We start from the raw sequence: 24,655 nt of genomic DNA on the forward strand, positions 1-24,655 counted from the left end.
AACACGGATAAACACCTCCTACATTCTCATCGGTGTTTATCCGTGTTCATCTGTGGTTCCCCTTATAACCCAAGGAGTTGCTCGAACTCTTCTTCCGTCACAACCTTCACGCCGAGCTTCGCGGCTTTGTCGAGTTTACTGCCCGCTTTCTCGCCGGCGACCAAGTAGTCGGTCGAGCCGCTGATGCTGCTGGCCGCTTTGCCGCCGGCTTTGGCGATGAGGTCGTGGGCTTCGTTGCGGCTGTGGCGTTGGAGAGTTCCTGTTACCACGAGAGTCTTACCTAACAGCGGGCCGCTGCCAGCCGCTTGCGGCTTAGCGTCCTCGCTAAGTTTGACGCCTTCGTTGCGCAGGTCCTCGATGATGGCTTGGCCCGACTCGCTGTGCAGGTAGTCGTGAAGCGATTTGGCGATCTCGGGTCCGATGCCCGACTCGGCGCCGTTGATCTTGAAGTTCTCGATTTCCGCGACGCTCGCCGCCGTCAGCGCGTCGATCGATCCGTAGTACTCCGCAAGGATGCGTGAACCGCTCGAACCGACGTGGCGGATCGCCAACGCCGCCAGGACGCGCGTCAAGCCGCGGTCCTTCGCCGCTTCGATGCCGGCGAGCAGGTTATCGACCTTCTTGGCGCCCATGCGTTCGAGCGCCAGCAGCTCGTCACGCTTCGTGTGCAATCGAAAGAGGTCGCCGTAGGTGTGGACGAGGCCGGCGTCGAGGAGTTGCTCAACGACCTTCTCGCCGAGCCCCTCAATGTCCATCTGCCCGCGACCGGCGAAGTGGATGAGGCGTTCTTTGAGCTGCCCCGGGCACTCGGCGTTGGGGCAGTAGCGGCCCGATTCGTCAAGCTCTGATAGCGGCGGCGGCTCGGCGATCGTCTCCGGCTCGCGATCCTCTTTTGCGGCGAGTTGCTTCTCGCGCTCGACGCGTTTGGCCCACTGGGCGATGTCGTTTTGCCGCCGCTGGTCGTACTCCATCTCCAAGGTGTGGCCGCAGATCGGGCAGCTCGTCGGCAACTCAACCGGCTCGTTGCGATCCGCGCGCTCTGGGTCGAGCACACGCACCACTTGCGGGATAATCTCCCCCGCCTTTTCGATGATCACGGTGTCGCCAATCCGGACGTCCTTGCGCCGCAGCTCGCCGACGTTGTGTAGCGTCGCGTGCTGCACCGTCGTGCCGGCGACGAAGACCGGCGTCATCTTCGCCCGCGGTGTGAGCTTGCCGGTCTTGCCCATCTGCCACTCGATCTCCAGCAGCTCGGTGGCCGCTTGCTCGGTGGCGTATTTGTAAGCGAGGCGCCATCGTGGGAACTTGCTCGTGTAGCCGAGCCGCTCTTGCAGTGCGAATTGATTCACCGTGACGACAACGCCATCGACGTTGTACGGTAGGAGGTCCTTCTCCTTCTCGAACCAATCGACATAGCCGACGACCTCTTTGATTGTGCCGAATTGCTTCGACAGCGGGCTCGTGATCAACCCGAGCTTCTGCGCGGCGGCAACCAGTTCGACGTGCGAAGCGATGTTTACGTCTTCCGACAGCTCACCGTAACCGTGCAGCACGAACCGCAGGCCACGGCGTTCGACGTTCTTGGGGTCGAGTTGCTTAAGCGTCCCCGCCGTGGCGTTGCGTGGATTGACGAACAGCTCCTTGTCTTCCGCGGCGAGCTCGCGGTTGATGCGGTCGAACTCCTCACGCGGCATGTAGACCTCGCCACGCACTTCAAGAACTTCGGGCGCGTCGCCTTCGAGCACCAGCGGCACGCTGCGTAGTGTCCGCAAGTTGTGCGTGATGTCGTCACCGCGATAGCCATCGCCACGCGTAAGGCCCTGCACGAGCACGCCGCGTTCGTAGCGCAAGCTCGCCGCCACGCCGTCGACCTTGGGTTCGGCGACGTAGCCGCCCGGCAACGGATAGCCCTCGGCCGCCGCCGCGGCGAGGCGGTCGGCTCGCTGTTGTTGCAGCGCTGTCCGGTCGCTCGCTAGCGCCTCACGGCTCTGCTTCGACTCCGCGTCGCGTTTGCCTTTGAGATCGGCGTCGCGTTCGTCGAGTTCCTTCAGCCGCTCATTGATCTGTTGAAGCTCCGGGTCGAGCGCCTCGAAGCAGCGCTGCGCCCAACGCGTCAGCTCTTCCTCATCATACGAGTTATCGATCGAGTACATCCGCCGCGCGTGGGCGACCGTTTTGAAGCCAGCGATCGGATCGCCGCCAACACGCTGCGTCGGGCTGTCAGCCGTGAGCAGCTCTGGATGCTCTGCTTCCAGTGCGCGCAGTCGCTCCAGCAACGCGTCGTACTCACGGTCCGAAATGCTCGGCGCCGCCTCGACGTAATAACGCCGATCGTGCTCACGAATGATCTGCCGGAGGCGTTGAATCTCTTCCACTTCTTTTTAAGCCGCAGATGAACGCGGATAGACGCAGATGTTTGTAAGCGCTTCGAACCTGCCCCGCCAAACCGCATCCGCGTTTATCCGCGTCCATCTGCGGCTAAAAAACAGCGGCGGTGGCGGGCCGCTTGGCTGCGGGGTATCGTACGGGACTCCCCCGAGGACAGCCACGCCCGCTATGCCCGTCTCTCCAGAATCCGGCGCCCCCGAAACTGCCGAAGCGGCTGCCCCCCTCGACGTGGACAACGCCGTGATCCGCGTCCAGGGCGCCCGCACGCACAACCTGAAGGACGTCGATCTCGACCTCCCGCGGAACGCCCTGATCGTCTTCTGCGGCGCCTCGGGGAGCGGCAAGACCTCGATGGCGATCGACACCCTCTACGCCGAGGGTCAGCGCCGCTACATCGAGAGCTTCAGCGCGTACACGCGGCAGTTCCTCGAACAGCTCGACAAGCCCGACTGCGAACGGATCGACGGCCTGCCGCCGGCGATCGCGGTGACTCGCTCCAGCGGCTCGCGCTCGAACCGAGCGACGGTCGCGACGGCGACCGAGGTGGCCGACCACTTGCGGGTCCTCTTCGCCCGCATCGGCGAGATCGTCTGCCCGGATTGCAAGCAGGTCGTTCGTCGAGACACGGTCGATTCGATCGTCGACGCGCTCGGCGGCCTCGCCGAGGGCCAGAAGGCGATGCTCGGCTTCGAGGCAAAGCTCGATGACCAACCCGCCGCGCGCGTCGCCGACCTCGTCGAAGCGGGCTACGTCCGCGCACTGGTGGGCGACGAGGTGGTGTCGCTCGCCGACCTTGCGCACAGCGAATCAATTCCCGAGAAGCTGACGGTTGTCGTCGATCGCTTTGTTGGCGGACGCGTTGACGCGGATCGTTTGGCGGAATCGATCGAGACGGCGATTGCTGGCGGGGATGGAGCGTGTGTCGTGATCACTCCGACGACTAACGTCGCCGGCTCGCCTACGTCCTCTAGCCTCCAGCCTCTAGCCTCTAGCCTCTCCTTCGACACCCGTCTCCGCTGCAACGGCTGCGCCCGCGAATTCGCGCCGCCCGAACCGCCACTGTTCAACTTCAACAGCCCCCTCGGCGCGTGCCCCGCCTGCGAGGGTTTTGGCAGCGTCGTCGAGACGGACATGGACCTCGTGGTCCCTGACAAATCGCTCTCGCTCCGCCAAGGCGCCGTCGCGCCGTGGCGGACACCGGCTTATGCACATGAACTCGAAGAGTTGATTACGCTCGCGCCCGATTATGGCATCGATGTTGATGCCCCCTATTCGACGCTGCCCCCCGAAGTCATCCGCATGATTGTCGAGGGCGTCCCCGAGCGTAACTTCGGCGGGCTCAACGGTTTCATCCAGTGGCTCGAACGCCGCAAGTACAAGATGCACCTGCGGGTGTTCCTCAGCCGTTGGCGATCGTACCTGCCGTGTCCCGAGTGCGGGGGCGACCGGCTGAAGTCCGAGGCCCTCGCGGTGAGGGTTGGAGGGAAAAACTTTGCCGACATCTGCCGGCTCGAGGTGCGCGAAGCAACGGCGTGGTTTGACCAACTTGTCCCCCTCCCTTTTAGGGAGGGGCTAGGGGAGGATCTGAAGTCTCCAGCGGAGGGAGCGTTATCTAGCCCATCTCGCGTCAACGCGGAGAAGTCACAATCAGAGTCCACTCATGATGAACGCGTACCCCCTCCCCCCGTTTCATCTAAGAACGGGCCTTTCTCCAAAGGGAATGGGGATACGACGGCGCTCACCGCGTCGCAAGCCGAAATCGCTCGCGCTGTCCTCATCGACGTCACTTCACGGTTGCGTTACCTCGAAGAAGTCGGCGTCGGCTACCTGACGCTCGACCGCACGCTGCGGACGCTCAGTACGGGCGAAGCGCAGCGTGTCGCGATGACGACGACGCTCGGTTCCAACCTCGTCGATATGCTCTACGTGCTCGACGAACCCTCGACCGGGCTGCATCCAGTTGATGTGGCGCCGCTAGTCAGCGCGCTGAAACGGCTGCGGGACCGCGGCAACACGGTGCTGGTCGTCGAGCATGAAGAAGAAGCGATCCGCGCAGCGGACCATGCCGTCGAGTTCGGGCCGCTTGCCGGCATCGAAGGGGGCGAGATCGTCTTCCACGGACCGCCCGATAGACTCGCTGACGAGAAGCAGAGCCGCACGGGCGATTGGCTCTCGGGGCGGCGGATGGTCTATCGCACCGCCGAGAATCGCCGGCCACCCGAGCAAGGCAAACTGACGCTTCTCGGCGCGTCGGGATCCAATCTCGTTGGCGCGAGGGGCGCTGGCCTCGACGTCGAGTTCCCGCTCGGCGTGCTGACCGTCGTCACCGGCGTCAGCGGCGCCGGCAAGAGCAGCCTCGTACGTCGCACGTTGTTTCCGGCCCTCGAATCGCGTTTACACGACGGCGCCAACATCACCGAGGCAAAGCACGAGGCCGACCAGCCGCTGCCTTACACCGACCTCTTAGGTTGGAAGCAGCTCGACGACGTGGTGTTCGTCGATCAGTCGCCGATCAGCCGATCGCCGCGGTCCAATCCGGTAACCTACGTGAAGGCGATGGACCCGATCCGGGCGTTGTTCGCCGAACTGCCCGACGCCAAGGCCCGCGGCTACACGGCGAGCCACTTCAGCTTCAATGTCGATGGCGGCCGCTGCGAGGCGTGCCAGGGCGCCGGCTACGTCGAAGTCGATATGCAGTTCCTCGCCGACGTGACGATGCGTTGCCACGAGTGCGAGGGCCGCCGGTTCCGCGACGAGGTGCTCGAAGTGCACTACCGCGATCGAGACATCTCCGAAGTGCTAGAGATGACCGTCCACGAGGCGATCCGCTTCTTCCGCGGCGAGACGAAGGTCCAGCAGCGGCTGCGGCCGCTCGTGGACGTGGGCCTCGATTATCTCAAACTCGGCCAGCCGGCGAGCACGCTATCAGGAGGCGAAGCGCAGCGCCTTAAACTAGCGGGCAGGCTAGCGACGAAGACAGCGGGCCGCACGTTGTTCCTCCTCGACGAGCCGACAACGGGTTTGCATTTTTCCGACGTCGAGCAGCTCGTCGATTGCTTCAACGCGCTGGTGGACGTGGGCCATTCGCTCGTGGTCATTGAGCACAATGTGCCGATGATGATGGCGGCCGACTGGATCGTCGATCTCGGCCCCGGCGCCGCGGCAGAGGGCGGTTGCGTCGTCGCACAGGGAACTCCTGAAACCGTCGCGAAGTGCGCCGAGTCGGCGACGGGACGTGTGCTCGCGGCAGCGCTGGCGCGTCGCGACGCGGCGATGGCGGCGTTGGAGGCGGAAGAAGCAGATGAAGAAGAGGACGATCCATCGTAGCGCACTCCCGGCGCTGGCGCTTAGGGCTCCCACCGACGAGTTGCTGAACCAATCTTAGATCGGGAGCCCTAAGCGCCAGCGCCGGGAGTGAACCCACAACACGCCATGCCCGCCGATCCCTTCACCCGCTACGCGAAACAAACCCGCTTCGCCCCCTTGGGGGACGCGGGCCAAGCGAAGCTCGCGTCGAGTCACGCCCTTATCTGCGGCTGCGGCGCGCTGGGATCGGTGATCGCCGGCACCCTCGCCCGCGCCGGCGTTGGCAAACTCACGATCGTCGATCGCGATTTTCTCGAAGTCTCCAACCTCCAGCGGCAGGTTCTCTACAACGAGAACGATGTCGCCTCGGGATTGCCCAAGGCGATCGCGGCGGCGAATCACCTCCGCGTCGTTAACTCGACCATCGATATCGAACCGGTCGTCGCCGATGTGACGGCCGCGAACCTGCCGTACCTTGCCGCGGGCTGTGACCTCGTGCTTGACGGCACGGACAACTTCGAGACGCGGCTGCTCCTGAACGACTACTCCGTGCGCGAGGGCGTGCCGTGGGTCTACGGCGGCGTCATCGGCGCCGAGGGACGCGTCATGCCGATTGTCCCCGGCGAGACCGCGTGCTTGGCGTGCCTCATTGCCGAGCCCCCGGCCGCCGGCGAAGCAGAGACGTGCGACTCGGCGGGCGTTCTCGGCCCCGCCGTGGGCGTCGTCGCATCCCTGCAAGCGATGGAAGGAATCAAGCTGCTCGCCGGTCTGAAGGACTCGCTTGCCACGGGCCTTACGGTTGTCGATCTGTGGGCGGGCCGCTGGCGCCGTCTTGCGGTGCCGCGCGATCCGGCGTGCCGTTGTTGTGGCGAACAAGAATTCGACTGGCTCGAAGGCCGGCGCGGCAGCCGGGCGGTTGTCCTTTGCGGTCGCGGCGCCGTGCAGATCAGCCCGCCCGAGGGTTCGCCCCCGGTGGACCTCGCTGCGATGCGCGCGAAGCTGGCGCCGCTAGGATCGGTGACGGGCAACGCCTACCTCTTGCGGCTCAACTACGACGGCCACGAGGTGACGCTCTTCGCCGACGGCAGGGCGATCATCGCTGGCGTGGAGGACGAGGCGCAGGCGCGGAGCGTTTGGAATCGCTGCTTGGGGGGTTAACAAGCGAAGGCGATCTTGTGGGAGGCGTCTCCAGACGCCTCCCACAGACACTGCGCTACAGACTCTTGCTAGCGTCAGTCAGCAAGTCGCAATCCGCATTCCCTAATCCGCAATCAACTTTCCTCCTCCCACCTGCCGACCTTACCACTACGGTCTGCATCCCGGGGGGGACTCGGCCGCTTTTCTTCGCGAGTCGTGTGGACGTTATGACGACGGCAGAACAGGCCGCAGTGGCGACGCCACGGTTGGGGCTTAAGCAACAGCCGCCGCGGAAGGTGTTAGGCCGACTCGGGCCGTGGCAACTGCTGCGGACCCTCGGCGAGGGGTCGATGACCCGCGTTTATCTGGCCCGCCCCGCCGAGGCAGAGAACTCGCCCGGCTCGTACGCGGTAAAGTCGCTCAAGCGTGAGTGGTGGAACGAACCCAACGCCATCGAGATGCAGCGCCGCGAGGCGTGGGTCGGCCAACGCGTCCACAGCCCGCACGTCGCCGCGGTGCTTTCGGCGGGGCTGACGGCGCCGCCCTACTACACGGTGATGCCGCGGCTTGAAGGCAAGACGGCGGCCGAATTGCTCGCATCAGGCGCGAAGCCGGCGCTGCCGGTAGCGCTATGGATCGCCCGCCAAGCGGCCCAGGGGCTCGACGCCATCTGGCGCACGGTCGGCATGATCCATGGCGACGTGAAACCGGCGAACCTGATGGTCGGGCCTGACGGGCACACGACGCTCCTGGATTTGGGTTTCTGCCAATCGCCACGTGACTCGAAGAGCTGGGCAGAACGCCCGGTCGTGGGCACGCTGCGTTACCTGGCGCCCGAACGCGTCACCTCGGCGATGACGATTGATATCCGCAGCGACCTCTACAGCCTTGGCGTCACGCTCTACGAGCTCATCGCCGGCCGCCCGCCGCACGACGGCGACACGCCCGCCGCCCTGATCCATCAGCACCGAAGCCAGCGCCCCGAGTGCATCCGCAGCGTCGCGCCCCACACGCCCAAGCCCGTCGCGTCGCTCATCCACCGCCTGATGGCGAAAGACCCGCTCCGCCGCCCCGCGACGCCGGAAGAGGTGGTTAATGAACTGGCGCCGCTGGAGATTGAGTGCTTCGGCTTGCGCTGACGCGGAAGAATGACCAATGTCCAAGCCCCAATGACCAATGTCAGTGAAGGGTCAGGGGCTCGTGGGCCAAGGGCTAGGAATCCGTACAAGCCCGTACGGCAACACGCCATTGGTCATTGGGGCTTGGACATTAGGGCTCTCCTCCGTGCCTTTCTCTGTGCCCTCAGTGGCTCTGTGGTTAACCTAAGGCGGTGTCCCACGCCTTCCTCCGCCGCGCCGATCAGGCTGTCATCGCGTCGCTAACGGCGATTGCGATCGTGGGCGCGATCGTCTGGTGGGTCCGCGCTGGCGGCATGCGGGGCGAGCTGGTTGATATCGATTCGGCGGCGCCCCTCGATTACCGGTTCCTCGTCAACGTGAACGAAGCCGAGTGGCCTGAGCTGGCGCAGCTGCCCGACATCGGCCCGACGCTTGCCAAACGGATCGTCGAAGCCCGCGCCGCCGGTGGCGAGTTCCGCACCGTCGAAGACCTACGCCGCGTCGATGGCATCGGTCCGCGCCGGCTCGAAGGGATGCGGCGATACCTAGCGCCGCTGCCTGACGACGGGCAGGTGGCGGGTAAGATCCAGCAAAAAGAAGGGGACGCGGATTCGCGCGGATGAAGAAGGATTCAAACAGATTATATATTAATCTGCGTCCATCCCTCACATCCGCGTTCGTCCGCGTCCCATTCTTTATCCGGAGAAAGGCCAGCGTCAGTCCTCGAACGTCCCCTCCGGGATCACGCCGCCGTCGCCCACGGCGGCCATGCTGTTGAAGAGGTCCTGCTCGATGTCGTGCTGGATCACGTGGACGCTGCCGTCGAGGTAGCCGAAGTGCGACATGCCGCCGTGCTCGCTGCCGAAGGCGCCGCGGTTACGCAGGTCGCGGCTTTCTTCGGCGCTGGCGAAGTAGCCCTTGTCCTTCGGGAAGCCGGCCGTGCTGCGGCGCACCGCGCCGTGGCGGTTGTCGCCGGCGAAGAACGCCGTGTCGCCGCGGCGTTGGTCTTCGGTGCCGGGTTCGGCGTCGGGGATCGGCGGCGGCAGGAACTTCTCGCCGATGCCGAAGGTCTTCGACAAACCATCGACCACGCGTCGCGCGGCGATCGCCGAGTTGGTGAACATCGGGCCAAAGGTCTCGGCGTTGAACTTCTGGAGGTTGTACCCCTCCATACCATTGCGGGTGCTGAGACCGGCGTTAGCGGCGTAGTCGCCCGAGGCGCCCGCCTCTTGCACGATCGCCGGCTGGTCGTTGTTGTCGAAGTCGCGGTCGGCGGCAGGCTCACGACGCGACGGGCAAGTGAAGAGGCTCACCGGGGTCCGCATCGCTAGAGCGTTCGCCTCGTCATCAACACGCAGCGTTGGGTCCCACGCATCCCACAACGCTTGCTCCTCGACGTAGGGCGTCAAGTAGAACGCCCATGAGACCGAGTGCTGCTCGGTCCCCGTTGGGAAACGCGGCGAGCCGGCGCGGCCGGGCGGGAACTCACCCTGGCTGTCGTGGTACGTCTGCAACGCCAGGGTTTGGTTCTTCAAGCGGCTCTTGCAGTCGGTCTTGCGGGCGGCCTCACGTGCCGCTTGCACCGCGGGCAGCAGCAGCGCGACCAGAATGCCAATGATCGCGATCACGACCAGCAGTTCGACGAGCGTAAAACCAAACGGGCGGCGGGACTTCATGACAAACTCGCTCCGGAGGGTGGAGTGGCGGCCCGTACAACCGAGCCACACGGCGGGAACGGGGCACTGTACGCGCCTCACGGATCGCCACAACCGCTCACTGTTAGCTGCCTAACGACGGTTGCTTGGTCCCGAACGGTTTCTGCCAGAATGCCGCCAGGCAGCGAAAAATCTGTTCGCAAAGAGACCGCTCCCCCGCGGGTCCTGGACGCCTTAGAATACGTAGTCTCGCCACTCGCTCACTCGCCCCGTGCGGCCCCCATGCCCGTTGAAGACGACGCTTCCCTGCACGAAGTTGGCCCGTACGAAGACGGCCTGCAAGACGACGGGCCTCGGCACGAATGTGGGATTGCCGCGCTGTACCACCTGCCGGGCGCCACAAGCCCGCTGTGCCCGCCGCAGGGACCCGGCGAGGTGTCGCGCCTCTTGCCGCGGATGCTGCTCGATATCCAGAACCGCGGGCAACTGTCGACCGGCATGACGACCTGGGCGCCGGGGCGTGACCTGCTGCTCGAGACCTACAAAGAACTCGGCGGCGTCAGCGAGGCGTTTCGGCTCAGCCACCGCGGCAAGGCCGAGGCGCTGATGGCGCGCTACGCCGGTCGGGCGGCAATCGGCCACGTCCGCTACGCGACCTGTGGCAAGGACGACATCAACTTCGCCCAGCCCTTCGAGCACCGCCACCTGCAAAAGCGGAAGTGGTTCGCCTTCGGCTTCAACGGCCAACTGGCCAACTACGGCGCCCTGCGCGAAGAAATTCTCTCGAAGGACGAGCACCACGTCGCGCTGAAAAGCGACACCGAGATCCTCATGCACGAGCTCGCGCGGCAGCGCTCGAGCGAGCACCTGCCGCCCGGCGCGCCGCAGCCTTCATTGATCGATGTAATGCGCGGCGTCGGTAAGCGGCTCGACGGGGCTTACAGCATCGCGCTGCTGAACGCCGAGGGCGAGATGCTCGTCGCGCGCGACCCGCTGGGGATGAAGCCCGTGGCGTGGGGCTTGCAGGACAACCTCTTCGCCGCGGCGAGCGAGAGCGTTGCGCTGCTGAACCTCGGCTTCGAGCAAGAGAACATCCACGCCCTTGGCGCCGGCGAGGCGATCACGATCGCCGACGGTCCCGACGGCCACAAAGAGCTCAAGATCGAGCAGTACGCCCCCTCGCCTCGGCTCGCGCACTGCTTCTTCGAATGGGTTTACTTCGCGAACGTCGCCAGTTCGCTCGATGACCGCAGCGTCTACCTCGCGCGCAAGGCGCTCGGCGAAGAACTCGCTTCGATCGAAACGCTGCCGATCGACGCCGACACGGTCGTCGTCCCGGTCCCCGACACCTCAAAAGCCGCGGCCGACGCGATGGCGTACAAGCTCGGCGTGCCGAGCGTCGAGGGCCTGATGCGCAACCGCTACTCAGGCCGCACCTTCATCGAAGGGGGCGACGCCCGCTGGGCCAAGGTCACCAGCAAGTACACGCCGCTCCGCGAAGTGCTCGAAGGGAAGAAGGTGATCCTAGTCGAGGACTCGATCGTCCGCTCGACGACGATGCGGGCCCTCATCGGCCGCCTGCGCGACGTGGGCCGCGTGCGCGAGATCCACGTCCGCGTCGCCTGCCCGCCGATCGTCGCGCCCTGCTTCTACGGCATCGACATGTCCACGGTCGGCGAGCTCTTCGCCCCGCCGTTTGTCAGCGAAGGCCAAGACCCCGAGTCCGCCTACGCCGCGATGGCCGCCGAACTCGGCGCCGACTCGCTCCGTTACCTGCCGGTCGAATCCATCGCCCGCGCGATCCAAAAACCCGCCAGCGACCTCTGCCGCGCCTGTGTCACGGGCGACTACCCCACGGCCGAAGGCCAACGCCTCTACCAAATCGCCCTCGACCAAGTCACGAGCGGCGCCGGCGAGACGCGGACCTACGAAGGGGCTGGGGTTTAAGACTCGCGCAGAGACGCGGAGACGCAGAGGAACGGATCGCAGCGATTCGTCGGAGAGCCTACGAAGCGAGTCGTGGGAGGACTCACGCAAAGACGCCAAGGCGCGAAGATGCGAACCAACGTTTGCTTTCGCTACCCAGCTCCGTTTGTCCCGGTCCCCGACAACGAACTGCTGCTCTCAACCGACGGGGCGATCTGGTTCGTGGACCTGTTGCGAAAGGTTCCGAATCTTCAAATCAACGAAGAACTCTGCCAAGAAGATTGGGGAGTCGTCGTTTTCGTTAACCGCAACAGCGCACGATACTGGGTGGGGATCGGCCGCCTCCAAGATCAGAACGAAGGCGATTGGCTAGCGTTCTTCAATCCCTCTCCTCTCAGCTGGTTGCCATGGCGTCGTCGGCATTGTCGCCGTGAACTCGGCAACCTCATCGAAGCCATGCACGACGTTCTCCAGGAGGACGCCAGCGTTTCTCAGATCGTTTGGTACGAAGAAAAAGAGATGCGTACGCCGAACCCAAAGGGCTTCGCCACTCCGACCTAGCGATGCCCTTCGCGGCATTGAGCCTTTATGTGAGGCCCTCCCACGACTCGCGTCGTGGGCTCTCCATTTCTTTCTCTGCGTCTCTGCGCGAGACCTAACTCAACGGCGCTGCCGGGCGGCGCCGCCGGCGATGCCGAGGGTCATTAGCGCCGCGGCGCCGGGTTCGGGTACGGCGCGCAGGGCGGCGAAGGCGCCTTGGCCGTTCGCTTTGTCGTAGTCGGACTGGAACAAGCGGAAGTCGTCGAAATCGTTGTCGCCGTCGCCATCGAGGTCGCCGCGGAGGGAACGCTCGAGCTCGTTGTAGGGCGCGAGACTCGTCAGGTGGTTGGCGTTGAAGATCGTCCAGTCGCCCGTGTCGAGCATGCCGTTGTCGTTGAGGTCGGCGCGGGCGGCGAGGCGCCAGCCGATATCGTCCTTGTCGGCGATGAACACCGAGCCGTGGCGGGGGTGGTTGACCGGGAACGAGAGGTCGTCGGTCTCGTCGGTCCAGGTCGTCAGGTCGGGCGACGACGCCATCGAGTAGTGGCCGTTGCCGTACGAGTCCCAGTACATCAGCCACTCGTTGTCCCAGAAGACTGTCGATGAGCCCTCGGCGACCTCGTTGCCGCGGATCGGTGTGCCGGGACCGACGACGGGCTGGGTCGTTTGGCCGAAGCTGCTCGGACCGATCGTGGCGTCGCTAAACGCGAGGCGGATGTTCTTGCCCCCTTGCTCGGTCCCCTGCTCTTTCTTGAGCGACATCACCCAGCGACCATCGCTAGCGCCCGATCCCGTCGATTGCCAAACGACGTGCGCGTCGATGACGCTGTAGCCTTCGTCTTGGAAGAGCAGCTCGGGCGTCGAGAACGACTGGAAGTCGGTCGTCTCGATGTAGTACATGCGGTGGTCGCCGTTGTGCGGGTCTTGGCTGCCGTCGCCGTCGTTGAACTCGCTCGGGAGCGTCGAGGACCAAACGATCTTGTAGTCCTCGGCGACGTGGTCGCGGAAAATCTCCGGCGCCCAGACGTTGTTGGGCTGCTCCCCGCCCTGGGGGAACGGCTGGACTTGCTGCGGCGTGGACCAGGTCACCAGGTCGGGCGACGAAGCGTGGCCGAAGATCGTGCCGCTCCAGTTGGACGTCCACACCATGTGGAACAGGCCGTCGTGGTAGACGATCGAGGGGTCGCGGGTAAGGTTCTGCCCACCGCCCCACTGCGGCGGCGTGAAGATCGGCTTGCCGCCGTTGGCCTGCTCGAAGTTGCGGCCGTCCTTGCTCCACGACAGATAGACGCCGTTTTGCCCATTGGCGTCGAAGTACGGGAAGAGGATCACGTCCTCCGCCAGCGAAACGCCCGGCAGTGCGAGCGGCATCAGGGCCAGCAGCATTAGGGCCAAGAAGGGGCGGAGCCGTAGCAGCGAGCGAGTCAGGGACATCGGCGCGAAATCAGGGAGGAGAGGCAAGAGCGTGGGGCCGAAAACCCCCAACGACGCCGTCATCCTAACCGAAGAAAACTAAATTCGCGAGCGATTTCCTGCGGATCACTCCGACGACTTGCGTCGCCGGCTCGCCAAACAATCGCTACGGAACCGCATCCTTGGCGTCTTTTTCTTCGCGCCTTGGCGACTTTGCGTGACACCTAACGCCCGCTAGATCAGGTCGAGCGGCGAGATCTTTCGATGCCGCTTCTCCGCGCATGCCCGGCAGACGCCGCTGATCGTCAGACGATGGCCGGTGACGCGGAAGCCATAGCCGCGGGCGACCGCTTCGCGGAGGGCCAGCAGCTCGTCGCTGCGAAACTCGATCAGCTCGTCGCACTCGGTGCAGTGCAGGTGATCGTGCTGGGGGTAGCCGTAGTCGTGCTCGTAGACGCTGCGGCTGCCGAGCGACATTTTCCGCAGGAGACCGGCCTCGACGAGTTCGTCGAGGGCCCGGTAGACCGTCGCCCGACTGACGCGATCCGCGCCGCGGGCCTTGCGATTGAGCTGGTCGATGAGCTCGTCGGCGTCGAAGTGCTCGTGGCGGGAGAAGACATGATCGACCAGCACCCGCCGCTGCGACGTGGTCCGCTTCCCCTTGCTCTGCAGGTACTCGTCAAACCGCTCCTGCGGCGTCATCGAGACGCGCACCTCGCCGAGGGAGAAGTCGGTGTGAGAATCCTGGATCATTGCCTTGCCATCGAGAATTTAGCGGTTGCTCAATTCTAGGCCCACGACCTACCGGTCACAACCAAGTCGTCCGGCGGGGCAAAGAAGAGCGAGCCACAAAAAGGCGCGGAAGGCACAAGGAAGAAGCCCACGAATCCTAAGATTCGTGGGCTTTGAATTTTGTGCCCTTTGTGCCTTTTCGTGGCTCAACTGAGAAACTAGGGCAAGGGGCCGCAGCGGATCAGCCTACCTCGTCAAGCAGTCGGTCCAGGGCGGCGTCGATCTTGTCGGCCGACTCGTACGTGCCGGCGGCGATTTCGTTACGTAGGCGGGCCACCAAGCCCGTCCTGACGCCATCGGGGCCCTTCACGTGCTCGGCTGCCCGAGTCTCGACCAACTCGGCGACGCGGGCCGCCTCGGAGGCCTCGGCCGAGATCTCGACGCGGTCCGCCGGTTGGCCCGTCGAGGTCGCCTCGCTCGGGGCGGCGGTACGGCGGAAATGCGGGCCGCTGAGCCCCTGGGCGCCGTGAAGCTGGTTGGTGCCGTGGATCTGCATCGTAGGGACTCCTCGCTTGCGGGCGATTCAGAATCGCAATGCCGCTAGCGGCTACGTTAAGGATGGTCGATTCGGATGAAGGTAAGCGATCCCGGCTGGCAGCCAAACCCTAATCGGGGGCAACCCACTGGAAAACGCCGCGGGACTCTCTCCCGGCCAGCTCCGTCTGACCCGTTCGCCAAAGCAGCACTCGCTGGGATTTGAGAGGCCCGTATCCTACGGGCCGGCCCAGCGAGGGTTCGACGACTCCGCCCCTTTCGGGGCCCTCCATGTAGCGGCCGCTGCCAGTGCTAGCTGTGAGGCGAGCGTTCCAGCGGCTCCGCGATGAGTCTGTCTATGGAATCGGGTCAATCCCGAACCAGGCTGCAAAGAATTGCCTCCGCGGCGGATCAGCACACCCACGCCCACTTTGCCGACCGGGCAGGATGAACGGGCGACGTGAGGCGTGGAGGCGACACGGGATGGCCGGTGGCGTGTGGCGTCGGGGCAACAAGGCGAGCCGGCGACGTTAGTCGTCGGTGGGAAGCGGGTACCAACGTCACTCCGACGACTCGCGTCGCCGGCTCGCCACCCGCTTTACTGCGGAAATCCCCGCCAATTCCGTCACATCTCGGGCGAAGTCCCGCTTGGAGATTTAGCGGGGGAATCGCGACGGGTTGAGCAATCCGCTCAATTGCCCCGAACCAGAGAACCCCCCCGATTTGTCCTCCGTATTGCAAGCACCAGGGCGCAGGTCCGACGTTCGATCGGTCAGTCGTTCCCGGGCTCACGGGAAGAGGCTCCCATGAACACCAAGGCCCCCGCCGAAGAGGTTTTCGCCGTCGATACCTTCGGCCAGTTCCACCCGATCCGCCTCCCGGCCGAGGCGTTTGAGACGCTGCATCAAGAGACTCTGGACTCGCTGCGCGAGTTCGTGAAGGGCCACCGTGAACGATTCCCGAAGGGACCCAAGGCGCGGAAGCCAAAACCTCGCTGAGAAAGGGCTCGGCGAAACTAAGCCGGTAGTCTGGTAGTCGGCCCGTAGTCTGGTAGTCAGATAGTCCGTTAGGCTATCGCGTCGTTTGCGGTTCGTACTCCGAGCCCTACCGTATTAACGGTCTACCGGACTATCTACCTCTATGCGCGTTCTGCTCGCCAGCCCCCGTGGGTTCTGCGCCGGCGTCAACATGGCGATCGACTCGCTCGAGCTCGCCCTCAAGGCCTTCGGCGCCCCGATCTACGTCTATCACGAGATCGTCCACAACCGGCACGTCGTCGAGCATTTTCGATCCAAGGGCGTGGTGTTCCTCGATTCGCTCGAAGACGCCCCCGTCGGCTCGACGCTGCTCTTCAGCGCGCACGGTGTCTCCCCCGAGGTCCGTGCGAAGGCCAAGGCCCGTCAGCTGACGGCAATCGACGCCACTTGCCCATTGGTGACGAAGGTCCACCTCGAAGCGATCAAGTACGCAAAGGAGGGCCGCACGATCGTGCTGATCGGCCACCAGGGGCACGACGAGGTGATTGGAACCATGGGCGAAGCGCCCGAGGCGATCCTGCTTGTCGAGTCACCCGAGGACGTCGACGCTCTGGAAGTCGCCAACCCCGAGCACATGGCCTACCTGACGCAGACGACGCTCAGCGTTGATGACACGAGCCGCATTATCGCCCGGCTGCGCGAGCGGTTCCCCCTCATCGCCGGCCCCGCCAAGAGCGACATCTGCTACGCGACGCAGAACCGCCAAGAAGCCGTCGCTAAGCTCTCCGCCGAAGCGGACGTGACCCTCGTCCTCGGCAGCCAAAACAGCAGCAACAGCCAGCGGCTGGCGGAACTCTCCAAAGAACGCGGCGTAGCGGCCTACCTCGTCGACGGCCCCCAAGACGTGCGGCCCGAGTGGCTCGAAGGCGCCGAGACGGTCCTGGTCACCGCAGGCGCCAGTGCGCCCGAGACGGTTGTTGACGCGATGCTCGATTACCTCAAAGAAACCTTTGGCGCGACGGTCGAGCCGCGGCTCGTGCGCGAGGAGAGCGTGTCGTTCCCGCTACCAAAAGAACTGCGGCAGTTGGCTTCGTCTTAGGTCGGTTTCTTATCAGAGAGCTGTCCACAAGAGACGTGGTATGTCTTCTTGCAATTGCATCGAATTCGCAGACCTCGAATTGCTGCGTAAAGAGATCAGCTCGCGAGCTAAGCATACAAAGCAACTGATCAGTCTGCTCAAGCATCGCTGCACCGACTCCTCGGAAGAGCACTGGCTACTCGAATGTGAGTCGTGCTCTCAGTATTGGCAGCGAAGCTTGGCTTGGAATTGGGGAAACATCCCCTATCTCTTTCGTGTTCCCCCCATCAATGACCTTGAATGGGCTGATCGACCATTCGTGCAGCCTGATGAGTTGCTGATTTTTTTAGCGGTGGTTGGCAAGTTTTATCGAGAAAAGTGCTCGGTGCTAGGTGTGTCAAATTGCAAGATTGATGATTGCGATTCACCGAATGTGAAATTTTCAACGTTCTGCAAACGACACCACATCGAGCACTTACAGGCGAATAACCTTCTACCTAGATTCCCCATAGGCAGATGGTTCGCTCCCTATGAGGAAGCCAACTTTCGAATCCCGGGTCTAGGCGAAATATAGGATCGACCGTGCGAACGTGTGCGGCAATTTAGGCCCTTTGCACTGCTGCCCGTAAGCTACGGTCCGCACAGCGGACCCTATGAACTCGCCGAGCGATAGCTCTCCAGCGCCCGTTTGAAGACCCAACGACTTGCCACCAAAGCAAGGGCTGTCGCCACCAGGGCGAAGACCGCTAGACCCATATAGTCGCCTGTCAGCGGCTTGGCCAGCACTCGGGCGGGGACGTTGATCACTACCAGCACCGGCAGCAGGTACGTGAACGTCAGGCGGAGGCCGTCGCCGAGCCAGTTGCCCTGGTAGATCTCCATCGGGTAGCGGCTGAAGTTGGTGATGTAGAACCAGAAGTCGTAGAGCGTCTGGTTGCGGCCGAGCCAGATGCTGGTGGCGGCGAGCGAGATCATGATCGAATACATGATCGCCACGCCGCAGAGGATGTAGAGCGGGTACAAGAGCCACGCCACGAGCGTCGGCGTCGAAGCGAGTTGCGGCACGGCGTAGCCAATCAGCAGCAGAGCAACGGCGAAGTTCCCCAGCGACGACCAGCTGCTCTTCCGCAGCGAAACGAGGAACTGCGTGTCGATCGGTTTGAGCAATGCGAAGTCGAGGCCGCCGGTGCGGACCAGTTCGCTCAGTTCCTCGGCGTTGGGCATGAAGAACGCCTGCACGACGCTGTTGACGAGCATCGTCGTGGCGATGAACACCAGAAACTCCGGCTTCTCCCAGCCGGCGATGTTCGCCTGCCCGCTGGCGGCTTGGTTCTCCTCGATCTTGAGGAACACCAGCAGGTAGAACCCCAGGTTCATCGCCATCCAAACAACGCTGCTCACCGCCTCGATAAGGAAGTTGGAGCGGAACGTCATGTCGCGGATCAAAGAGTTCCGCGCGAACGTCCAGAACAACTGCGGGTAGAGCCAGAGCGAGTCTTTCATTTTTTAACCGCCAAGACGCCAAGAGCGCCAAGAATGCCTAGGTCTTAACCGACTCAATCGTTGGGTCTTGAGCTACTGCTATTTATTTCGCAACACGCAACTGATTCCAGACGATGTTTGCCGAGAGGACGCCAACCACCCAGATGGGCATGACAATCAGCCATGTCCTAGTCAATGGTCCCATATGCCAAGCTGGTAAGACTTCTTCGTCAAAGATGAAAGCCGACACGGGATAGCCAAAGTTCCATACCGGCCGATCGGGATTACTTCCGGTATATCTGAATTGCGGCGGTCCCCAAGTGGGCCAAACGGTCGCGATCACTAACAGCAAGAGATGCAATCCATGAAAGAAAAACTGCCGCTTGGTCAATGCAGTGATTTGGGGTTGTGTTGGCATACTTTCTTTCCTGGCGATCCTTGGCGCTCTTGGCGTCTTGGCGGTTCCCTACCCTCCGAACCCGCTGTAGCGTTTCAGGCCGCGGTGTAGCGCCACGCGCGCAGCGACGTAGAAGAACACGACCCAGACGGCGAGCAGCGCCAGGTTTTGCCATAGCTCGGGGCCGTGGATCTTGCCGAGGTAGACCGCCGCGGGGAAGTAGGCCAGGAACTTCAGCGGTTGGAACCAGAGCAGCGACGCGACCCAGCCCGGAACCGAGTCGGTGAGGAAGTCGAGCGGGAACATGTGGCCGGAGAAGAAGAAGTTCGCCAGCATGTAGACGAACAGCAGCGAGCTGACTTCGAGGAACCAGAAGCCGATCATGCCGAGCGTCGCTTCGAGGTAGAACCCCAGCGCGAAGCTCATCACCAGCGACAACAGGAACGCGGCCCACGTCGTCGCGTCGGGCCACTTCTCCGGGAAGTAGTCGCCGCACAGCCAGAAGACCAGCGCGAAGGGCGCCGCGGCCACCGCGTAGTAGACGATCTTATGGGCGAGCCGCGCCAGCAGCAGGTACTCCAGCAAGTCGATCGGTTGGATCAGGAACTTCTTGATCTCGCCCGTCCGGATCTGCATCGCGATGCCCGACGCCAAGCCCGGCATGCTGCTGAACGCGCGGCCGAGCATCGTCAGCAGGTAGTAGGCGATGACGTCGTTGCGGGTGAAGCCGCCGATCGACGAGCCCGCTGCCTTGTAAACGGCCGTCCAGAGGAAGATCTGCGTGATGATCGGCAAGAACCGCATCAGCGTCCCCAGGGCAAAGTCGCCTCGATAAACGAGACGCTCTTCGACGCAGGTCCGAAAGATGATCCACGCCGCCGAGAGGCCGGTCGGCTGAGCGGTTGCAAGAGGCATGCTGCGTGGGTTCGTGAAGCAAGAGTTGGGGAGTGGCGTCTAGCCGGCAGGGACTACCGATCCTTGGCCTTTGGGCCGAGATTTTCCAGTGGTCGACGGAACGCCCACGGCCAGCCACAATAGAGAGTCCTGCTCTTAACCGCCCCGCAACCCGCCGCTCGCCGCCCCGGTATGACGCGACTCTTGGCCCGCGCCCTGACCGTTACGGCGTTCCGCCTGCTGGCCATAGGCCACCTTTCCTTAGGCCTCGCCCTTTGGGGACTGGTTTCTGCTCCGGCGTTGGCGGCCGAGAGCCCGAAGATCGTCGGCGCCCACCTGGGCCTCGGCGACGGCTACAAGGTGGGCTTTTGGGCGCCGCTGCGGGTGGTCGTCGAGGGGGGTGACGCGCCGGTCGGAGTCACCGTCCTGGCGATCACGCCCGATAGCGATGGCGTCGGCGTCGCTACCACGACACCCAGCGCCCGCCCCTTCTCCACCCAGCCCGGCGTCAAGTCGGAGGAACGGCTCTATGTGCGGGTCGGCCAGCAGAACGCTCCGATCGAGGTGCGGGTCTACGCCGACGGCCGGCAAATCGATCGCCGCGTCTTCCCGGTCACCAACGGCGACTTCGAGAAGATCAAAGCCGGCAAGGAACTGCCGCTCGCCAACTCCGCTATCAACCGACTCTTCGTCCAACTGGGAGCGGATGTCGGGGCGGCGTTCGAATCCGACGCGGAGGGATACGGCGCCGTCGGCAACGCCGCGACGTTGATCACCAATCCCGACGACTTGCCACCCGATGCGATCGGCTACGACGGCGTCGATGCGGTTGTCCTAACGACCGGCGCCCGTGCGTTGGATGCTTCTGCCGGCTGGCTCGGGCAACTAACAGCAAATGACCCGCGCCTCAGCGCCCTGGTTGAATGGGTCCGCGGCGGCGGGCGATTGGTGCTTTCCTGCGGCGCCGCCTCAGCGACGATGCTGGCCGAGGGCGGCCCGCTCGCCGAACTCCTGCCCGGCGACTACGCCGGCCCAAGCAGTATCGCCGACACCAGCGCCATCGAACGCTTCGCCGACGTGTCGGGCGCCCCCGACATGGGCGTGATCAATCAGGGAGTCGGGACACTCAACTTGGCCCTCGTCGAGAATCCTCGGGGCCAGGTCCTCGCACACGCCGGCCGCACCGCGACCGAGACGCCGCTGGTAATCCGCGCGCCGGTCGGCTTCGGCGAGGTGACATTCGTCGCCTTCGACCTCGACGCGCCGGCGATCGCCAATTGGAACGGTCGCGACGCGCTGGTGCGTCAACTCCTGCGGCTCCCTTTCAACCCGCCGGACGAATCGCGCAGGTACGGCGATTGGCGGGTTTGGCAACAGGACCTTGTGAACACGCTGCTGGCGAAGCTCGACGACGAGTTCGTGGGCGTCCGCACGACGCCGTTCTTGGCGATCGTAGGCCTCGTGGTTCTGTACCTGCTCTTGATCGGGCCGGGCGACTACTTCTTCGTCAAGAATGTGCTACGCCGCGTCGAGGCGACGTGGGTCACGTTCCCGATTCTCGTCGCCGCGACGAGCGCCGCGGCGTACTTCGGCGCCTACTGGCTCAAGGGGGACAAGCTCCGCGTCAACCAAGTCGAGATCATCGACATCGACACAGCCGACGGCGCAACGCGGGGCCGATTGATCACGCACCTCTTCAGCCCGACGGCGAAGCGCTACGATGTGTCGCTAGCGCCGAAGACGTTGACAGGCGAATCAATGACGCCCACCGCAAGCGGCACGGCGTGGCTCGGCAAGCCCAGCATGGGGCTCGGCGGCATGCAGTCGTCCAGCAGCAACAGCCAGTCGGGCGTCGCCCCCAACTACCAGATCGACGCGACGCCGTTGGTGGCGGGACCTCTACAAGGCCCCACGGTCGCCGGCATGCCCGTGCAGGTCTGGAGCACCAAAACGCTCGTCTCACGTTACTCGGGCGAGACCGGCCGCGTCGTCGAATCACAACTCGCCCCCGACGGCGGCGGCCTCGTCGAGGGGAGCGTCACCAACGACACCGGGATCGACCTCGCCGACTGCCGATTGCTGTACGGGACCTGGGCCTGGAAACTCGGCGCGATGGGAGACGGCGAGACGAAATCGGTCGACCCAGGCGTGTCACCCTTGCGGATCACGACGTTGCTCGGCAAGGCCTCCGAAACGAATCCCTACGCACGTAACAACCGCTGGACCACCATCGCGGCGATGGGAGATGCCCTATCGGTTGGCTCACTTACCTCCAGCGATGGCGAAGCGGCGAGTCGCTACCTGCACGACCTCGACCTCGCTAATCACCTCGCTGCGGGCAAGGCGATCCTGCTCGCACAGATCGATGACGGCCCACGCACCGAGTTGGTGCGCGCCGAGGGGCCGCTGGTTGAACTCGGCGAGAACGAAGAGACCCTTCCAAGTCAACGCAGTTGGGTGTTCGTGCGGTTCCTTCTACCCATTGAGAAAACAGGGCCCGACGAAGAATGAGTGGTCGTTCGCACCGACGGCTACCGCCCACGGCTCCGATTTTCTCGTGTTGGTCCGGCTGACAACCAGCGCCTAGCGCCTCAACAACTCGCGTCTACCCATGATCGAAATCAAAGGCCTCACGAAGAAGTACGGCGAGCTCTTCGCCATCCGTGAGATCAACCTCTCGCTCCAGGCGGGAGACGTCTTCGGCTTCATCGGTCCTAACGGCGCCGGCAAGACGACAACGATGCGCATCCTGGCGACGCTCTTGCAGCCGACCTGGGGCGAGGCGTACGTCGCCGGCCACTCGATCTACACCGCGCCGAAAGACATCCGCCGCGCGATCGGCTACATGCCCGACTTCTTCGGCGTGTACGACGACATGAAAGTGATCGAGTACCTCGAGTTCTTCGCCGCCGCGTACCGCATCCGCGGCGAGAAGCGTCGCAAGGTGTGCGACGACGTGCTCGACCTCGTGGACCTCGGCTACAAGCGCGACGCGCTAGTGACGAGCCTCAGCCGCGGCATGACGCAGCGTCTGGGACTGGCGCGGGTGCTGCTGCACGATCCGCAGGTGCTGCTGCTCGACGAACCGGCCTCGGGCCTCGACCCCCGCGCCCGCATCGAGATCCGTGCGTTGCTGAAGGAGCTCCGCAGCATGGGCAAGACCATCATGGTCAGCAGCCACATCCTGCCGGAGCTGGCGGACGTCTGTAACAAGATCGGCATCATCGAGCGCGGCGAGCTGATCGTGAACGCCGACGTCGCCGACGTGATGAAGCAGGTCCGCCAGCAGACGGTGCTCAAGGTCGCCGTCGCGGAACGAGACGGCAAGACCCTCGACGGCGCCGCCGAGTTGCTCACGGGCCTCCCGCAGGTCGAATCGGTCGCCCCTTCCAGCCAGCCGGGCGCCCCCCTGACGGTGACCCTGCGGGCTGAGGCCCAAGACCCCAGCGACATCGCCCGGGCACTGTTCGAGGCCGGCTACGCCCTGACGCTCCTCAAGGAGGACGAGATCAACCTCGAGACGGCGTTCATGACGCTGACGCAGGGAATTACGAGCTGATTGCGGATTGCCGGATTGGAGATGGCGTTAAAGTCCGCCCTACTAGAATCCGCAGTCCGAAATCTATAATCCGCAATCCCAAGGGGGTCCTTGCCCGCCCGCCCTAAAACGCCGATACTATGTGGCTCGGCTGAAACCAGCCGAGCTGTCCTGCCCCGTTCGTCTAGTGGCCCAGGACACCGCCCTCTCACGGCGGAGACAGGGGTTCGACTCCCCTACGGGGTACTGCGGCTCTCTCCAAACCCCGGGAAACACTGAGTTTCGCGGGGTTTTTCGTTTGAGGTGGAGCGCTACTTGCTACTCGATTCTGGCGTTTTCCGCCCCCTTGCGCTCCACCCCCTGCGTCACCCCTTCGGCCCTCTACGTTGGCGTCTTGACCAGGGTGGCGGACGCCGCCCTCCCCCCTCGCCATCGCTAAGTGCTCAGCCGTCACCGTGCGGTAGTTCCGCCTAGCGACCTCCTCGGTATGGCCGAGCCATTCGGCGCCGACATGCGACGGGAAGCGATCGGCTAAGTCGGTCGCTCGGCTCGCCCGCAAAGCGTGCCACAGTCGCGGCCACGCCTGGAGTCCAGCGCGGTCAATGAGTCTCGCCATTTGAGTCCGCAGGTTGGACTCGCGGTCGCGGTAGCGGGAGATGCAGAACTCGGATTCCGGGCGCACTTCGCGGGCGTCCAGCAGGTAGGGCAGTAATTCTTCGAACAACGGCACGACGCGCGACGCTTTGCCTTGCTTCGCTGTCTTTGGACTGGTCACCCTCATTACACCGGCCTCCCAGTCGATATCCGTCCAACGTAATCGCAAAGTCTCGGACGGGGTTCGCAAACCCCCGTAGCGAGCCAGTGCAATCATCAATCGCCACTCGGCGTCGGGAGCGACATCAATGAGCTTCTGAACGTCGTCGACCGACACGTAAGCCTTCCGCTCGGCGTTGCTGTCGTCACCGGCGACGAGGCCCTCGAACGGTGAGGTTTGCAGATAGCCCCTTTCCACGGCCTCACGAAAGAACTGCTTTGCCCGTTTCACGTGAGCCGCCACGGTGGCGGACGCGTGCATCTCGGTCAACCACACGCGCCAACCCTTCGCTTGCTCGGGAGTTAGTGCCGAGAGTTTCGGGTCCTCGACGAAGTAGTCGCTAAGCTTGCGCCGCGCCGCCTTCCAGTTGATCAGTGTTCGTGCCGCGGGTTTGGCGTTTCCTTCCCTTGCCTCCCACTCGGCGATGAGGCCATCGATGAACGCGGTGAGCGTCGCGTTGCGTCGCGTCTGACAAAGTCCAGCGGCCGCCAACTTCGAGTGCAGCTCATCCCCGATGCCAGCAACCCATTCGGCGACGGCATTTGCGAGAGGCGCCCCTGAGATTCGCGCCGACATAATCGCTTGCACCTTTGACGCGATCTCGCCGGCGTCACGCTTGCTGACGCCGACCAGCCGAATCGCCTTGCGAACGCCGTGCTCGTCGCGGAAGGCGACGCGGTAACGCTTGCGGCCGCTCTTGGTGGATTCGGTGATCACGGAAGCCAT

19 protein-coding genes and 1 tRNA gene are annotated in these 24,655 nt (G+C 64.0%); 11 read left to right on the plus strand and 9 right to left on the minus strand.

All coding sequences use genetic code 11. The features are described 5' to 3' along the window. Positions 1-62: 62 nt before the first annotated feature. Positions 63-2,375: an NAD-dependent DNA ligase LigA gene (gene ligA / locus Spa11_RS18985; RefSeq protein WP_145115344.1), complete on the minus strand. Its 2,313-nt coding sequence runs from the start codon at positions 2,373-2,375 to the stop codon at positions 63-65. Between the two features lie 181 nt (positions 2,376-2,556). Here ligA and uvrA point away from each other — a divergent pair, with 181 nt between their 5' ends. The 4 genes from uvrA to Spa11_RS19005 all read left to right on the plus strand — a co-directional run bounded on the left by uvrA (position 2,557) and on the right by Spa11_RS19005 (position 8,572). Then, the gene (gene uvrA, locus Spa11_RS18990) at positions 2,557-5,715 is read left to right on the plus strand and encodes an excinuclease ABC subunit UvrA (protein WP_145115348.1); all 3,159 of its coding nucleotides are present in this window, start codon (positions 2,557-2,559) and stop codon (positions 5,713-5,715) included. Between the two features lie 105 nt (positions 5,716-5,820). Further along, positions 5,821-6,852, plus strand: coding sequence for a ThiF family adenylyltransferase (locus tag Spa11_RS18995; protein ID WP_145115352.1), 1,032 nt, complete (start codon positions 5,821-5,823; stop codon positions 6,850-6,852). Positions 6,853-7,058: 206 nt separating this feature from the next. Then, entirely contained in the window at positions 7,059-7,970 is a 912-nt protein-coding gene (locus tag Spa11_RS19000) for a serine/threonine-protein kinase (protein WP_145115357.1), read from the plus strand. Positions 7,971-8,161: 191 nt separating this feature from the next. After that, positions 8,162-8,572, plus strand: coding sequence for a ComEA family DNA-binding protein (locus Spa11_RS19005; RefSeq protein WP_197529517.1), 411 nt, complete (start codon positions 8,162-8,164; stop codon positions 8,570-8,572). A 93-nt stretch (positions 8,573-8,665) separates the two neighbouring features. Here Spa11_RS19005 and Spa11_RS19010 read toward each other — a convergent pair whose 3' ends face one another. After that, on the minus strand, positions 8,666-9,625 hold the full coding sequence (locus Spa11_RS19010; RefSeq protein ID WP_145115360.1) for a DUF1559 domain-containing protein: 960 nt from the start codon (positions 9,623-9,625) through the stop codon (positions 8,666-8,668). A 261-nt stretch (positions 9,626-9,886) separates the two neighbouring features. Between Spa11_RS19010 and Spa11_RS19015 the strand changes: the two genes are divergently transcribed. Together Spa11_RS19015 and Spa11_RS19020 are read left to right on the plus strand one after the other, a co-directional pair. Then, positions 9,887-11,551, plus strand: coding sequence for an amidophosphoribosyltransferase (locus tag Spa11_RS19015; protein ID WP_145115363.1), 1,665 nt, complete (start codon positions 9,887-9,889; stop codon positions 11,549-11,551). Positions 11,552-11,659: 108 nt separating this feature from the next. Next, positions 11,660-12,091 carry a hypothetical protein gene (locus Spa11_RS19020; RefSeq protein ID WP_145115366.1) on the plus strand — a complete coding sequence of 144 codons (432 nt, stop codon included), beginning with the start codon at positions 11,660-11,662 and terminating at the stop codon, positions 12,089-12,091. A gap of 99 nt (positions 12,092-12,190) precedes the next feature. On the opposite strand, the gene Spa11_RS19025 is transcribed toward Spa11_RS19020, so the two are convergent. The 3 genes from Spa11_RS19025 to Spa11_RS19035 form a co-directional block, all read right to left on the minus strand. Next, positions 12,191-13,504, minus strand: coding sequence for a family 43 glycosylhydrolase (locus Spa11_RS19025; protein WP_197529518.1), 1,314 nt, complete (start codon positions 13,502-13,504; stop codon positions 12,191-12,193). A gap of 213 nt (positions 13,505-13,717) precedes the next feature. Beyond that, complete coding sequence (locus Spa11_RS19030) at positions 13,718-14,236, minus strand: Fur family transcriptional regulator (RefSeq protein ID WP_145115371.1); 519 nt, start codon at positions 14,234-14,236, stop codon at positions 13,718-13,720. Between the two features lie 220 nt (positions 14,237-14,456). Beyond that, complete coding sequence (locus Spa11_RS19035; protein ID WP_145115376.1) at positions 14,457-14,771, minus strand: flagellar biosynthesis anti-sigma factor FlgM; 315 nt, start codon at positions 14,769-14,771, stop codon at positions 14,457-14,459. Between the two features lie 784 nt (positions 14,772-15,555). Between Spa11_RS19035 and Spa11_RS19040 the strand changes: the two genes are divergently transcribed. After that, positions 15,556-15,747: a hypothetical protein gene (locus Spa11_RS19040; RefSeq protein WP_145115380.1), complete on the plus strand. Its 192-nt coding sequence runs from the start codon at positions 15,556-15,558 to the stop codon at positions 15,745-15,747. A 142-nt stretch (positions 15,748-15,889) separates the two neighbouring features. Beyond that, positions 15,890-16,825, plus strand: coding sequence for a 4-hydroxy-3-methylbut-2-enyl diphosphate reductase (gene ispH / locus Spa11_RS19045; RefSeq protein WP_145115384.1), 936 nt, complete (start codon positions 15,890-15,892; stop codon positions 16,823-16,825). A gap of 630 nt (positions 16,826-17,455) precedes the next feature. Here ispH and Spa11_RS19050 read toward each other — a convergent pair. From Spa11_RS19050 to Spa11_RS19060, 3 genes are all read right to left on the minus strand, one after another. Next, positions 17,456-18,307: an ABC transporter permease gene (locus tag Spa11_RS19050; RefSeq protein ID WP_145115388.1), complete on the minus strand. Its 852-nt coding sequence runs from the start codon at positions 18,305-18,307 to the stop codon at positions 17,456-17,458. A gap of 82 nt (positions 18,308-18,389) precedes the next feature. Beyond that, positions 18,390-18,704, minus strand: a complete 315-nt coding sequence (locus Spa11_RS19055) for a hypothetical protein (protein ID WP_145115392.1) — start codon at positions 18,702-18,704, stop codon at positions 18,390-18,392. 48 nt (positions 18,705-18,752) lie between these two features. After that, positions 18,753-19,598 (minus strand): ABC transporter permease, encoded by an 846-nt coding sequence (locus tag Spa11_RS19060; protein WP_145115396.1) that lies wholly within the window; start codon positions 19,596-19,598, stop codon positions 18,753-18,755. Positions 19,599-19,769: 171 nt separating this feature from the next. On the opposite strand from Spa11_RS19060, the gene Spa11_RS19065 reads away from it, so the two are divergent. The 3 genes from Spa11_RS19065 (at position 19,770) to Spa11_RS19075 (ending at position 23,361) form a co-directional block, all read left to right on the plus strand. Then, positions 19,770-22,088 carry a hypothetical protein gene (locus Spa11_RS19065; protein ID WP_145115401.1) on the plus strand — a complete coding sequence of 773 codons (2,319 nt, stop codon included), beginning with the start codon at positions 19,770-19,772 and terminating at the stop codon, positions 22,086-22,088. A 100-nt stretch (positions 22,089-22,188) separates the two neighbouring features. Further along, a complete protein-coding gene (locus tag Spa11_RS19070) occupies positions 22,189-23,136 on the plus strand; it encodes an ABC transporter ATP-binding protein (protein WP_145115405.1) in 948 nt (315 codons plus the stop codon). A gap of 152 nt (positions 23,137-23,288) precedes the next feature. Beyond that, a tRNA-Glu gene (locus Spa11_RS19075) sits at positions 23,289-23,361 on the plus strand. Here Spa11_RS19075 and Spa11_RS23645 read toward each other — a convergent pair. Beyond that, positions 23,324-24,655, minus strand: coding sequence for a tyrosine-type recombinase/integrase (locus Spa11_RS23645; protein ID WP_145117069.1), 1,332 nt, complete (start codon positions 24,653-24,655; stop codon positions 23,324-23,326). The genes Spa11_RS19075 and Spa11_RS23645 overlap by 38 nt on opposite strands.

It is taken from the genome of Botrimarina mediterranea (assembly GCF_007753265.1).
In the GTDB taxonomy this organism is placed as follows: domain Bacteria; phylum Planctomycetota; class Planctomycetia; order Pirellulales; family Lacipirellulaceae; genus Botrimarina; species Botrimarina mediterranea.

Excerpts from the sequence above, each read along its gene's own strand:
- Spa11_RS19040 (WP_145115380.1), top strand. The coding sequence starts at position 15,556 with ATGAACACCAAGGCCCCCGCCGAAGAGGTTTTCGCCGTCGATACCTTC.
- Spa11_RS19010 (WP_145115360.1), bottom strand. The coding sequence starts at position 9,625 with ATGAAGTCCCGCCGCCCGTTTGGTTTTACGCTCGTCGAACTGCTGGTC.
- Spa11_RS18995 (WP_145115352.1), top strand. The coding sequence starts at position 5,821 with ATGCCCGCCGATCCCTTCACCCGCTACGCGAAACAAACCCGCTTCGCC.
- Spa11_RS19035 (WP_145115376.1), bottom strand. The coding sequence starts at position 14,771 with ATGCAGATCCACGGCACCAACCAGCTTCACGGCGCCCAGGGGCTCAGC.
- Spa11_RS19025 (WP_197529518.1), bottom strand. The coding sequence starts at position 13,504 with ATGTCCCTGACTCGCTCGCTGCTACGGCTCCGCCCCTTCTTGGCCCTA.
- Spa11_RS23645 (WP_145117069.1), bottom strand. The coding sequence starts at position 24,655 with ATGGCTTCCGTGATCACCGAATCCACCAAGAGCGGCCGCAAGCGTTAC.
- Spa11_RS19055 (WP_145115392.1), bottom strand. The coding sequence starts at position 18,704 with ATGCCAACACAACCCCAAATCACTGCATTGACCAAGCGGCAGTTTTTC.
- Spa11_RS19070 (WP_145115405.1), top strand. The coding sequence starts at position 22,189 with ATGATCGAAATCAAAGGCCTCACGAAGAAGTACGGCGAGCTCTTCGCC.
- Spa11_RS19050 (WP_145115388.1), bottom strand. The coding sequence starts at position 18,307 with ATGAAAGACTCGCTCTGGCTCTACCCGCAGTTGTTCTGGACGTTCGCG.
- uvrA (WP_145115348.1), top strand. The coding sequence starts at position 2,557 with ATGCCCGTCTCTCCAGAATCCGGCGCCCCCGAAACTGCCGAAGCGGCT.
- Spa11_RS19060 (WP_145115396.1), bottom strand. The coding sequence starts at position 19,598 with ATGCCTCTTGCAACCGCTCAGCCGACCGGCCTCTCGGCGGCGTGGATC.
- Spa11_RS19030 (WP_145115371.1), bottom strand. The coding sequence starts at position 14,236 with ATGATCCAGGATTCTCACACCGACTTCTCCCTCGGCGAGGTGCGCGTC.
- ispH (WP_145115384.1), top strand. The coding sequence starts at position 15,890 with ATGCGCGTTCTGCTCGCCAGCCCCCGTGGGTTCTGCGCCGGCGTCAAC.
- Spa11_RS19020 (WP_145115366.1), top strand. The coding sequence starts at position 11,660 with ATGCGAACCAACGTTTGCTTTCGCTACCCAGCTCCGTTTGTCCCGGTC.
- Spa11_RS19000 (WP_145115357.1), top strand. The coding sequence starts at position 7,059 with ATGACGACGGCAGAACAGGCCGCAGTGGCGACGCCACGGTTGGGGCTT.
- Spa11_RS19065 (WP_145115401.1), top strand. The coding sequence starts at position 19,770 with ATGACGCGACTCTTGGCCCGCGCCCTGACCGTTACGGCGTTCCGCCTG.
- Spa11_RS19015 (WP_145115363.1), top strand. The coding sequence starts at position 9,887 with ATGCCCGTTGAAGACGACGCTTCCCTGCACGAAGTTGGCCCGTACGAA.